The sequence below is a fragment of the Mariniphaga sediminis genome, from assembly GCF_003573545.1.
Classification (GTDB): Bacteria; Bacteroidota; Bacteroidia; order Bacteroidales; family Prolixibacteraceae; genus Mariniphaga; species Mariniphaga sediminis.
Genome location: NZ_QWET01000008.1, coordinates 243666 through 255497, shown reverse-complemented (window position 1 = coordinate 255497; position 11832 = coordinate 243666). Strand labels below are relative to the sequence as shown.

Genomic DNA, 11832 nt, shown 5'->3' with positions numbered 1-11832 from the left:
TTATGCTAGCAAAAGAATGGCTAAATAATGCACAAAGCATTATGAACAAAATCGATGAAACTCAAATCGAAAGCATTAAAAAAGCAGCCCTGGTAATGGCTGATTCAATTGAAAAGGAGCGGTGGGTACATACTTTTGGCTGTGGTCATGCAACTTTACCTATTCAGGATATGTATCCCCGGATAGGCGGATTTGTCGGGTTTCATCACATGTTGGAACTTCCCCTTACCTTTTTTACCAATATTGACAGGGGTATGAGTGTCCAAAACTTTGTTTTCCTTGAAAGAGTTGAGGGATATGGTAAAGAAATAATGAAAGGCTATAATTTTCATGAAGATGATTGTTTCTGGTTGTTTTCACATACGGGTATTAATGCAGTAAATATTGATATTGCCTTAAAAGTTAAAGAAATGGGTAATAAATTGATCGTATTTGGTTCGGCAGCAGAAGCTGAAGGAAAACAAACAAGACACTCGTCAGGAAAAACTTTATTTGAGCTTGCTGATGTAGTTGTTGATACCTGTGTCCCAATCCAGGATGCTTCGGTAGACCTTAAAAATCATTTTGATAAAGTAGGGCCTGTTTCAACAATAGGATTTGTTACTGCAGTTTGGATGACAGTTTTATCTGTTGCCGAAATATTAGCCGATAGGGGAGTGAAACTACATATTCATCCTTCACACAATGTTCCCGGCGATACTACCGCACACGAGCGTTTAGAAGAGGCCTTGGCCGCGTATAAGGAAAGGGTAGTTGGGATTTAAAGGGTAATTGGATTTGTGTATTAACCCGGGTTTTCCGGGGTTAATACCATTTTCGCCCATTTGAATAATTTGCCGGCATTCCCCAAATGCACAAACTCCCTTCTGCCCTTCTAGTCCTTCTCCACTGTATGCTATTCACTCCGTTTTCAGAGTGTGATATAGAAGCATGAGTTTCCATTTTTTCCAGGTTTTCGAGATATAAAACAAAATTACAGGGAGTTTGTAAGCCAGTCTCAATGTTCTTAATTAATGGACACCAGTTATCTGGCAGGTAGGCTAAAACGGTATTATATAGTTTTGAGTGGGTATTCATATAACGAAGGTAACCTTTTCTTTTTAGGGTTTTATAGTCATCATCCTTTAAGTGCGCAGGGTCTGATTTCCACATTTGAATCATGCGTTCAATCCTTTCTTTATCCTGGCTTGCTGCATACCAAAATATCATGCCTCTGTCATTATAGGAATTTCCCAGTACCACCTGCTTCCCGTAATCGCCTCTTTTATGTGCATTGTTGTCAACATATCCATTGGAAGAAGAAGGAGGGATGTCGTCATGAAACCGAACCGGATTTAGCCAATGGGAAGGATTAAGATTTTTTTGTATCATTAACCAAAAATATTCGCGGATTGCGTTGGGTGAGCGAATGCCAAGGCTATCATAGTGCTTCTGAATAAGCTCGCATATTACCCGGACGTGGATATCCGGATTATCCCAAAGAATATGTTCCAGGCGATTAATCATGTGGGTAAACTTTAGTCTTGCTCCTTCCTCTCCCTCTGCTTCCTTCATTTTAGTACTGAAATTCCAAACCGTGGCCTGGTATTTAGTAACGTTTTCAGCATACAGTGTATCAATGCCTGTATGGAAAGTTCTTCCTATTTCTAAGTAGTTGGCTGTTACTGCCTGAAATACACTCCAGGAGATTAAACCGCTAAGATCGTTTGCCGGATGCGATCGGAAATTCCAGATTTCTTTTCCCTTAATTTTTTCTTTATTCATTGCAACTAATTCGCCTTTAGATTCTTGAAGGGCATGAGAAATAAGGTCTTCCAGTTCTACATTAAGCCAGTTGCCATTTTTTTGTCCCTTGAGTAGGACAAAATAGCAGCGGGTAATAATTTCTTCTTCTACCTGATTGATTGTATATGAAAGCATTAAATCTTTTTTTGTGTCCAGTTTTTCTTTAATTGTCATACTCGAATAGTCAATTCCCACTACCGGTATATCAGGAACTTCACCAGAAGGTTCTTTAACTTTGTCACAACAACTAAAAATAATCCACAACATCAGAAAGAAGCTAGTTTTACTTTGGATTTTAGTTTTAAAAGGATCTGATTTCATGTGTAAGTTTGTTTTTCTGGTTTAAATACTTGTTTTACCGGTATATATGGTATTTGCCGGCATTCTTCTTAAATTTTTTTGCTGGTTTTTCCCACATCTCTTTGATGTCGTTGTATTTATATCGTTTCATGAACGTTTCTCTTATCTTATTGCTTCCCGCAACTTTGTCAAACATTTCGAATCTCCCTGGATTCGCTGTAAAAGTGGATTGATTAGGTACAAGCTCGTGGGCTGCTTCAATTAAACGAAACTGAATTTCAGTAAGGTTTACGACTTCATAATTAGTGATATGAATTTGCACCCCCGAATGTTCTTCGCCTTTCTTTTTCATGTAGTAGGGTTTAAAATGAATCGGGCGGAATATTACTCCATCTAAACCAAAGGCATTCATACGTTTGGCAAAAGCTTCGCCATCAAGCCACGGAGTGGCAAATACCTCAAACGGAAGAGTGTAGCCTATTCCAATAGAGTTCGCATCTAATTCGCCAATAATGCCTGTGGCCGAATAGTAGTAAGCCGAATTCCCGTGTGGAATATGAGGCGAAGTGGGCACCCATGGCAGACCTGTTTCAGCGAATGACATGTTACGTTTCCAGTTTTTCATTTTTACTACATGTAGTTTGCATTGCCTCCTGTCTTTCAATAAGCCTTTTTCGTTGATATAAAAAGAAACTTCTCCGGGTGTTAATCCATATACATAGGGAATTGGAAACTGGCTGACAAACGAAAAATATCCCTCCTCAACAAGGGCACCTTCAACGCGGTTGCCACCAAGAGGATTCGGGCGGTCGAGTACCACAAATTCAATATTGTTTTCGGCAGCGGCTTCCATTGTCAAACCCATGGTGCTGATGTAGGTGTACGAGCGTGCACCAATATCCTGTATGTCGTAAACTAAAACATCTATTCCTTTTAGCATTTCTGCATTCGGCTTTCTGGTTTTTCCGTAAAGTGAAAATACCGGGATTCCGGTTTGAGAGTCAATGTTACTTTCTACTTTGTCGCCAGCCGAAAAGTTCCCTCGTACGCCATGCTCTGGGCCATAAAGTGCCACCAGGTTTACCTCTTTTGCTTCGGCTAATATATCAACCGTCGATTTTAATTTTGAGTCAACACCTGTGGGATTGGTAATTAAACCTACATTTTTGCCTTTTAATATCTCAAAGTGGGAAGCCCGAAGCACTTCAATTCCCGGAATGGTTTGTTTTTGCTGGGCTCGACACATAACGGAAATCGAGAGCAAAAATGTCAAATAAATAAATCGTCGCATCGTATTGGTTAATTTGTATTACAAATTGTAGTCTTGTGTTAGGTTTTATAATTATCAAGAACAGCTCTGACAGATCCATGAAGTAATAACAGGCGTTTGGCTTTTTCAATTTCAATTCCCAGTTCATCAACAATCATCTTCGAACCGCGTTCAACCAGTTTTTTGTTGGTAAGTTGCATGTCAACCATTTTGTTTCCTTTTACCCGTCCAAGTTTAATCATGAGTGAAGTGGTAATCATGTTCAGAACCAGTTTCTGGGCTGTACCTGCCTTCATGCGCGTACTTCCGGTAAGAAATTCTGGTCCGGCTATGGGTTCGATGGCAATATGGGCTGCCTTAGCAATGGCAGAATCAGGGTTACAGGTAATAGATGCAGTAAGCAGACCGTTTCTGTTTGCATCCTTAATAGCGCCAATAACATATGGTGTTTCGCCCGATGCCGCAATGCCTACTACGGTATCCTTTTCATTAATTTTAAATTTTTGCATATCGGCCCAACCGCCATGATAATCATCTTCAGCAGCCTCTATTGCTTTTCTGATAGCTTTATCGCCACCGGCAATCAGACCAATTACTACCCCCTGCGGCATGCCAAATGTAGGCGGAATTTCAGAGGCATCAAGGATTCCGAGACGCCCGCTGGTGCCTGCTCCAAGGTAAAACAGCCGGCCGTCTGCTTTTATTCGATCAACCAGTTTGGTCACCAGTTCTTCAATTTTGGGAATCTGTGTTTTTACTGCGATATGAATTTTTGCATCTTCGTTATTTATTCCGGTTAAAATTTCACGAACCGTCATTTGGTCAATATTGTCGTATAACGAAGCTAATTCGGTAACCTTCATTTTTTATTAAGTATTTGTATGATATTGTTTTAACCCGGCAATTGGTTTCTCAATAATTTTTCCTATTGTAATTTTGCGGTTAACGGCAACTTCTTTTAATATTGATGCGTAATGAAAAGCTATTGAACCAACAAAGCTTACTTCCCTGTTTTTGTAATTCTCGTAACGTTCAATGTTTCTGGAAAAGAACTCTGTAAAGCTCCTTTTTATAAGATTCTGTGTGTAACTAAGATTTTTATGGTTACCCAAAAATGTAGAAAAACCAGCTAAATACCTGCTGGGGTATTCTTTACGGTACACAGCTGCCAAAACTTCGGGCATATCCAGCGAAAGTTCTTTGTTGGCTTTGGCTTTCAGGTCTTCCGGCAAAGCTCTTTTAAAGTAGTCGTTTAAAAAAAGTCTGCCAATGTGCGCCCCGCTTCCTTCATCTCCTAAAATGAAGCCGAGTGGAGGTACTTTGTCCAAAATTTTAGTGCCGTCGTAATAACATGAATTGGCTCCGGTTCCTAAAATACAGGCAATTCCTTCTTTTTTGCCGAGCAAAGCGCGGGCGGCTCCCTGCATATCATCTTCAACAAAAATATCTGCATGGGAAAAAATCTTTCGAAGGGCTTTGGCAACAACTGAATCAGACTTTCCCTTGATGCAGCCCGCTCCGTAGAAAAATACTTTCTGTGTTTTGTTTTTCAGGTGATAAGCTATCAAGTTCATTTGATTTTCGAGTATTTCTTCAGTATTCTGAAAAAATGGATTTATACCCGGTGTTTTTATGCTGGTTTCTTGTTCCTTTTCTATAAACAGCCAATCGGTTTTCGATGATCCACTGTCTGCAATTGCTATCATTTGGCTGATACTTCAATTAAATTTATAGATAGTAAAAATTTGTCGGCATAAATATACAATTTTTTTGTTTTTTGTAATATGTCATACAAATTTCATTTATATTTGTCCCGACATTATTTCAAAATTTCTTAGAATGAAGCAGTTTAATGCACAAAGGCTGCAGGCTTTCATTATAATATTTGTTTTTCCGGAAGGTTTTTCCGGCTACGGGCAGTCATTTGATTGGTTCATTGCAGAAGGTAATGTGCATTTAAAAGAAGAGAGGGATTCCGCTTTTTATTCCGGCCGTCAAAATGATTTTAATAATAACCGAATTTTGGCCGACTCAGCTTATTATTATAAAAGCTCATAACGAACTAAGAGTCATGACAAAAATAAATTGTTTTATACCCGCAGAAAGTTTGTCCGGAGTGGCAAATATGATAAGTGAATTACAGGCAAATTCTTCGGTTGAGCATATTTTCCTTCCCAAAAAGTTGGTTGCTGAAGCAGGAGAAAAGGCCCGGGCTTTTTCGTTTGAAACATTAACGGGTACATCGGTAGTAAAGCGCATTGCAGAAGCTTCTGAAGAGGTGGATTATGTGTTGTTGCTAACAAAAGTTACGTCGGTAAAACTTGGCCAATTCGCCATGGAACGCATGCTTGAAGTTGCTGAGTCAACCGGTGCAGTGAAGGTTTATACCGATTATTACGAGGTTAAAGAAGGGAAATTGGCAACACACCCGGTAATTGATTACCAGGAAGGCAGTTTGCGCGATGATTTTGATTTTGGTCCGCTGGTGCTGTACAAGGCGGAGGCACTTCGGGCAGCCGTTAAAAACATGAAACTGGATTTTGAGTACGCCGGTTTGTATACTCTGCGTTTAAAAGTAGCTCAACAAGGCGATTTATTCCGTATACCCGAATACCTGTACACCGTTGATGAAACAGATACCCGCAAAACCGGGCAGAAAGTTTTCGATTACATTGACCCCAAAAAACGCCAGATGCAGGTTGAAATGGAGCAGGCCGTAACCGAACATTTAAAAGATGTTGGTGCCTGGCTGAGTCCGGATTTTACTCCTGTTGAACTAAAGCCATCTGATTTTGATAAAAAACTTTCAGTAATAATTCCGGTTCGTAACCGAGAAAAAACAATTGCCGATGCCATGGAATCGGTGCTGATACAGAAAACAGATTTTGATTTTAACCTGATTGTGGTCGACAATCATTCTACAGATAAAACCACCGGGATTATAAAATCAATTGTTGAAAAAGATGATCGGGTTATACATATTGTTCCGATTCGTCAGGATTTGGGAATTGGCGGGTGCTGGAATTTGGCGATACATGATTCACGCTGTGGAATGATTAGCATGCAGTTAGACAGCGACGATATCTACAAAGACGAAACTACTTTACAAAAAGTGGTTGACGTTTTCGAGAAGGAAAAATGTGCTATGGTTGTGGGAACTTACCAGTTGGTGAATTTTGATTTGCAGGAAATCCCTCCGGGTATTATCGATCACAAAGAATGGACTCCCGGTAACGGTAAAAATAATGCCTTGCGCATTAATGGGTTGGGAGCACCCCGTGCATTTTATACCCCGGTTCTTCGCGATGTGAAAATTCCGAATACCAGCTATGGCGAGGATTATGCCGTTGGTTTGGCTATTTCGCGAAACTATAAGATTGGCCGTATTTACGATAATATTTATCTCTGTCGCCGGTGGACGGATAATTCCGATGCTGCTTTGGATATTGTAAAAATGAATACGCATAATACCTATAAAGACAGGATTCGAACGATTGAATTGAAAGTGCGTCAGAAGCAGAATAAGCAGGTGATATAAACCTTCGCTTTGCCCAGTCTGACGTTTGGAGAGATCGGAGTTAAGCGATGAACTATTTAAATATACCGGGTTAATGAATTCAATTTCAGATGAAATAAAAGAACTTTTAACTAGACAAAAATCAGAATGGGAACTTGCCGGAAAGAATTTTGCTGGCCTGGCCAGTGTGAAAATTCGCGAGTTCGTTTTTGATCGGGTTACCATAAAAGTGCAGTTTAATCCGGGGCGCATTGTATCGTCGGCTGCCAACATAGATAAAAAGTCCATTGACGCGCGACCATGTTTTCTTTGTACAGAAAACCGCCCGAAAGAACAGCGCAGTGTAAAATTTGGCCATTATGGAGTGCTTGTTAATCCGTTTCCGATTTTCCCTGAACATTTTACGGTAGCGGCTTTTGCGCATATCCCGCAACGTATAAAAGGGAACTTTGAAAGCATGCTTGCTTTGGCGCAGGCAATGGAAGGATTTACGCTTTTTTATAATGGGCCAAAGTGTGGCGCTTCTGCTCCCGACCACTTTCATTTTCAAGCCGGAAACAATGGCTTTATGCCTGTTGAGAATGAGCTAGAAACCTTGAAAGGACAATACGGGGATACATTCAGTAATGGCGATGTCGAGGTTTCAGCGATAAAAGACGGACTGAGGAATTTCCTGTTTTTAACAGCAAGCAACAAAACGGCTCTTAGTACCTGCTTTGAAGGAATTTACCAGGCAATGAATAAACCGGCGGTTGTAAAAGAAGAACCGATGATGAATATGTTGGCCTGGTTTGCAGAAAAACAGTGGCGGATTTTGATCTTTCCCCGTGCATTGCATCGTCCGTGGCAATATTCAGCCGGAGGAGAGGCAAACATTCTTTTAAGCCCTGCATCGGTTGATATGGGCGGTGTTTTAGTTACTCCGCTTGAAAAGGATTTTAATAAAATCGGGAAAAACGATATTGAGGATATTTTGAGACAGGTGCTTTGGTCAGACGAGAAGTTTGATGATTTGGTAAGTAGAATAAAATAACTTTTTCTTCAGTAAAAGGAGCTGACATATAAGTGGTTGTGGAAATAAGGAATTATCGAAGTAACGATTTTCAGCAAGTCTTAAAGCTGCTTCAAAACAATATGGAATTTGATTTCATTTCAGAGGAAGTGCTTGAGGAAAAACTCACTGGTGATCCGGGCTGGAACCCGAAATCGACTTTCGTTACACAAAAGGAGGGTCGTGTTGCAGGGTTTATGCAAGGTGTTTACCGCAATGTGCGAGGCGTACGTTACGGATACATTAAACTGATGGCTGTTGAAAAAGAAAGCCGGAAACAGGGAATTGCCAGGGCAATGTATTTGCAGCTTGAAGACTATTTTGAAAGAAATAAAGTTGATGCCGTTCGTATTTACGATGTCCCGCTTAACTATTTTATGCCCGGAATAGACCCGCGCTACACGGCGGCAGTTTGTTTTGCCGAAAGGATGGGGTTTGTACGAAACGGAGATACCTCCAACCTTGATATAGACCTGCAACATCAAAACTGGTCAGAACAAACAAAAATTGAAGAGTTAAAAGCACAGCAAATTGAGGTTTCAAGAGCAACAGAAGCTGACCGGGCTGAAATCACCGAGCTACTTGGCACCGATTGGCACCTTTGGCAATACGAGGTTGACCGCGCAATAGAATCAAGTCCTCCATCGCTGCACATTGCGCGGTTAAACGGGAAGGTGCTGGCTTTTGCGGCACATAATGCCAATAACAAAGGGACTGGCTGGTTTGGCCCCATGTTAACACACAACGATATGCGGGGCAAGGGAATCGGGGGCGTTTTACTTAAGCTTTGTTTACAGGATATGAAAAATGAAGGACTGGAAAAATCCATCATCCCCTGGGTTGGGCCGATCCCATTTTATGCCCACCAGGCTAATGCAAAAGTTGCACGTGTATTTTGGAGATATGAAAAGAAATTAACTACGCCAAAAATTTAAATATTAGGAATAAACCTCATAAAACGAAATCGAATATGCAAACCAAATTGATCTTCACAATACTGTTTTTATTGCTGAATTCTGTTTTATTTGCGCAAAATAGTGTAGTTCAAGTCAACTTACGGATAGCAACAGGTCTTGCCATTCGTTATCCGTTTTATCCTTTTGAAAATCCGGGACAGGCCTGTTGGGCAAAGGAACATGAATCCTTTGCGGATTGTATAAAACCTGGTTTGAAACACATTTATTTGGGAGACTCTTCTGCCAACGAACCAACTGGGTCGATCTTTTATTTGTCAGGCATGGACAAGTTAGAAAGAATTCCTGAAAACAGGTTTGAGAAAGACAAACAAGGTGCAATTCAACGAATAAATCCGGAAGAAAAAAATATTTATTTGGCATTCACAGCTCATGATAAAGCTGAGGGAGCAGACCATATTCTTAAAACACTTAATGAAAACGAGGTAAAAGCATCTTTCTTTTTAACCGGAGATTTTTTAAGAGATTCAACGTTTCAACCGAGTATCAGAAAGATCATTGCCGCAGGTCATTATGTTGGGCCTCATTCAGATAAACACCTTCTTTATTGTGATTGGCAAAAACGAGATTCATTATTGGTGAGTCGTGAAACCTTTAAAAAAGATCTTGAAAATAACTATTTGCTCTTGAGTGAGTTGGGTGTTGGTTGGCAAGATGCTGTCTGGTTTATGCCTCCGTATGAATGGTATAACGAGAAGATTGTAGAATGGTCTGAAGCCTTGGGGGTATATGTGGTGAATTTTACTTCAGGAGTACGAACAAATGCCGATTATACAACTCCTGATATGGAAAACTATATGTCATCAGACGAATTGATTGATGCTTTGCTTCGTTTCGAAAAGGAGAAAGGTTTAAACGGGGCAATTATATTATTGCACATGGGAACAGAAAAGTCAAGAACCGACAAATTGTATTTCCGCTTGAAGGAGATAATCGAAGGGTTAAAGGATAAAGGATATGCTTTTGAACGACTACCATAAAAAATAATACAGAACAAGCCAACAGATAGAAATGAACAATAATAGGACTAGTCGCAATCCCTGGTTTTGGGTACCTACACTTTATTTTGCTGAAGGAATCCCGTACATCATCGTTATGACATTATCGGTTATAATGTACAAACGTTTGGGAATTTCGAATACCGACATTGCTTTGTACACCAGCTGGTTGTATTTGCCCTGGGTAATAAAGCCGCTGTGGAGCCCCCTTGTTGACATTTTTAAAACAAAACGATTTTGGATTGTGATAATGCAGTTGGTGATTGGGGCTGGCTTGGCAGGAGTGGCATTTACAATTCCGGTTCACAACTTTTTCCAATACACGTTAGCATTTTTTTGGTTGCTGGCATTTAGCTCGGCTACCCACGATATTGCTGCGGATGGTTTTTATATGTTAGGGCTTTCACAAGGGGACCAGGCTTTTTTTGTGGGCATTCGAAGCACTTTTTATCGGGTTGCAATGCTAACCGGTCAGGGGTTACTTGTAATTCTTGCCGGAGCATTGGAAACAGCTACAGGTTTGGCACCACTGCAGGTAGAGGTAACTTCTCACAATATTCCGGTACAAGAAATTATATTTAATCCCGAAGAATACAGGCAATTGAATGAATCGGGAGAAATGTATTTTATATCTGAAAAAGAGGTAAAAGTTCCTATTGGGCTAATCTCACAAAACGAAGCAGCTAAACTTTTAAAGAAAGTAGATGACTGGAATATCCTGAATAAGTTTTATACCGGCGAAATGCCTGTTACAACAAAGGGAGCAGGCTGGTGGAGCCAGAATGTTGCTTCTCCTTTAAAAGCCACTCTAAAAGAAAAATTTAACAAAGAAGAAACTCAGCGTCGCAGTCAAGTCGGAAATATGGCTATTATTCCAATCCAACTTTCAAAACGGCCCGAAGGGGGTGAGGAAGTGGTATTGAATTTTGGTTACGACAAAGGAGACGCAAGTATAAAATTAGTAAAAACCTATCGTTATGAGTTTAACAAAAGTAACTGGGATAAACCTGCTTTTGCTTTGGTTCAACTGGATTCGAAGTTGAAAAAAGTTACACAAACAACATTTGTAGGGCGTTCGGGAAATTTGAAAATTGCCTGGTCAATCGTATTTGTTTGTATTGCAGGAATGTTTGCGTTGTTCTTTTTGTATCACCGCTTTTTTTTACCTCGTCCTGTTGCCGATACTTCCAATAAAACAAAAGGCAAAAGTGTACTTGATGAATTCTTTGAAACTTTTGCTGCTTTTTTCCGGAAAAAGAACATTTTATCGATAATGCTTTTCTTGTTATTATACCGATTAGCTGAATCGCAGTTGGTAAAAATGGCATCTCCGTTTTTGCTGGATGCCCGCGAAGCAGGAGGGCTTGGAATTACTACCGGCGACCTGGGGTTGGTTTACGGAACGGCAGGGATGATATCTTTGACAACAGGTGGAATTTTAGGCGGCATTGTTGCCTCTCGCAAAGGTTTAAAATACTGGCTTTGGTGGATGGCTTTGGCGATTAACCTTCCTAATTTATGTTACTTGTTTCTATCTTGGTTTACTCCTCACTCGCTTTGGTGGATATCGGCCGCAGTTGTGATTGAGCAGTTTGGTTATGGCTTTGGTTTTACGGCTTATATGCTTTTCTCCATATACATTTCTGACGGGAAGCACAAAACAGCACATTATGCAATAACCACCGGTTTTATGGCATTGGGCATGATGGTCCCGGGAATGTTAAGCGGTTGGCTGCAAGAGATTATTGGTTACCAAAGTTTTTTTGTCTGGGTAATGATATGCACCCTGCCAATATTCTTTGTTTTGCCATTTATTAAGATTGATTCCAGCTTTGGTGTTAAGGTTAAATAAATTGTTTCTGATTATTGGTGTAGTTAAAACCTATTGATTATTAATTGTTTAATTTTTTTTTGTTCTTTGGTTTTTTGTAATCAGC

11 protein-coding genes are annotated in these 11832 nt (G+C 40.2%); 7 read left to right on the top strand and 4 right to left on the bottom strand.

Features of this window, described 5'->3' with window-relative positions; genetic code table 11:
• The first annotated feature begins 2 nt into the window (after window positions 1-2).
• On the top strand, window positions 3-764 hold the full coding sequence (locus D1164_RS12920) for a sugar isomerase domain-containing protein (RefSeq protein ID WP_119350400.1): 762 nt from the start codon (window positions 3-5) through the stop codon (window positions 762-764).
• A 40-nt stretch (window positions 765-804) separates the two neighbouring features.
• On the opposite strand, the gene D1164_RS12915 is transcribed toward D1164_RS12920, so the two are convergent.
• The 4 genes from D1164_RS12915 to D1164_RS12900 all read right to left on the bottom strand — a co-directional run bounded on the left by D1164_RS12915 (window position 805) and on the right by D1164_RS12900 (window position 5061).
• Window positions 805-2052: a hypothetical protein gene (locus D1164_RS12915; RefSeq protein WP_147372182.1), complete on the bottom strand. Its 1248-nt coding sequence runs from the start codon at window positions 2050-2052 to the stop codon at window positions 805-807.
• A gap of 88 nt (window positions 2053-2140) precedes the next feature.
• The gene (locus D1164_RS12910) at window positions 2141-3376 is read right to left on the bottom strand and encodes an exo-beta-N-acetylmuramidase NamZ family protein (RefSeq protein ID WP_119350398.1); all 1236 of its coding nucleotides are present in this window, start codon (window positions 3374-3376) and stop codon (window positions 2141-2143) included.
• A 38-nt stretch (window positions 3377-3414) separates the two neighbouring features.
• A complete protein-coding gene (locus tag D1164_RS12905) occupies window positions 3415-4218 on the bottom strand; it encodes an N-acetylmuramic acid 6-phosphate etherase (RefSeq protein ID WP_119350397.1) in 804 nt (267 codons plus the stop codon).
• A 6-nt stretch (window positions 4219-4224) separates the two neighbouring features.
• A complete protein-coding gene (locus tag D1164_RS12900) occupies window positions 4225-5061 on the bottom strand; it encodes an ATPase (protein ID WP_119350396.1) in 837 nt (278 codons plus the stop codon).
• A 133-nt stretch (window positions 5062-5194) separates the two neighbouring features.
• Between D1164_RS12900 and D1164_RS12895 the strand changes: the two genes are divergently transcribed.
• The 6 genes from D1164_RS12895 (at window position 5195) to D1164_RS12870 (ending at window position 11747) form a co-directional block, all read left to right on the top strand.
• Window positions 5195-5413, top strand: coding sequence for a hypothetical protein (locus D1164_RS12895; protein WP_119350395.1), 219 nt, complete (start codon window positions 5195-5197; stop codon window positions 5411-5413).
• A 13-nt stretch (window positions 5414-5426) separates the two neighbouring features.
• Window positions 5427-6893 (top strand): glycosyltransferase family 2 protein, encoded by a 1467-nt coding sequence (locus tag D1164_RS12890; protein ID WP_119350394.1) that lies wholly within the window; start codon window positions 5427-5429, stop codon window positions 6891-6893.
• A 73-nt stretch (window positions 6894-6966) separates the two neighbouring features.
• The gene (locus D1164_RS12885; RefSeq protein ID WP_119350393.1) at window positions 6967-7905 is read left to right on the top strand and encodes a DUF4922 domain-containing protein; all 939 of its coding nucleotides are present in this window, start codon (window positions 6967-6969) and stop codon (window positions 7903-7905) included.
• 101 nt (window positions 7906-8006) lie between these two features.
• Window positions 8007-8858: a GNAT family N-acetyltransferase gene (locus D1164_RS12880; RefSeq protein WP_147372181.1), complete on the top strand. Its 852-nt coding sequence runs from the start codon at window positions 8007-8009 to the stop codon at window positions 8856-8858.
• A gap of 35 nt (window positions 8859-8893) precedes the next feature.
• On the top strand, window positions 8894-9877 hold the full coding sequence (locus D1164_RS12875; RefSeq protein ID WP_119350391.1) for a polysaccharide deacetylase family protein: 984 nt from the start codon (window positions 8894-8896) through the stop codon (window positions 9875-9877).
• 31 nt (window positions 9878-9908) lie between these two features.
• Complete coding sequence (locus D1164_RS12870) at window positions 9909-11747, top strand: MFS transporter (protein ID WP_119350390.1); 1839 nt, start codon at window positions 9909-9911, stop codon at window positions 11745-11747.
• The last annotated feature ends 85 nt before the right edge of the window (window positions 11748-11832 follow it).

Coding starts and splice junctions, on each gene's coding strand:
- D1164_RS12890 (WP_119350394.1), top strand. CDS start 5,427: ATGACAAAAATAAATTGTTTTATACCCGCAGAAAGTTTGTCCGGAGTG.
- D1164_RS12905 (WP_119350397.1), bottom strand. CDS start 4,218: ATGAAGGTTACCGAATTAGCTTCGTTATACGACAATATTGACCAAATG.
- D1164_RS12870 (WP_119350390.1), top strand. CDS start 9,909: ATGAACAATAATAGGACTAGTCGCAATCCCTGGTTTTGGGTACCTACA.
- D1164_RS12895 (WP_119350395.1), top strand. CDS start 5,195: ATGAAGCAGTTTAATGCACAAAGGCTGCAGGCTTTCATTATAATATTT.
- D1164_RS12915 (WP_147372182.1), bottom strand. CDS start 2,052: ATGTTGTGGATTATTTTTAGTTGTTGTGACAAAGTTAAAGAACCTTCT.
- D1164_RS12920 (WP_119350400.1), top strand. CDS start 3: ATGCTAGCAAAAGAATGGCTAAATAATGCACAAAGCATTATGAACAAA.
- D1164_RS12885 (WP_119350393.1), top strand. CDS start 6,967: ATGAATTCAATTTCAGATGAAATAAAAGAACTTTTAACTAGACAAAAA.
- D1164_RS12900 (WP_119350396.1), bottom strand. CDS start 5,061: ATGATAGCAATTGCAGACAGTGGATCATCGAAAACCGATTGGCTGTTT.
- D1164_RS12875 (WP_119350391.1), top strand. CDS start 8,894: ATGCAAACCAAATTGATCTTCACAATACTGTTTTTATTGCTGAATTCT.
- D1164_RS12880 (WP_147372181.1), top strand. CDS start 8,007: ATGGAATTTGATTTCATTTCAGAGGAAGTGCTTGAGGAAAAACTCACT.
- D1164_RS12910 (WP_119350398.1), bottom strand. CDS start 3,376: ATGCGACGATTTATTTATTTGACATTTTTGCTCTCGATTTCCGTTATG.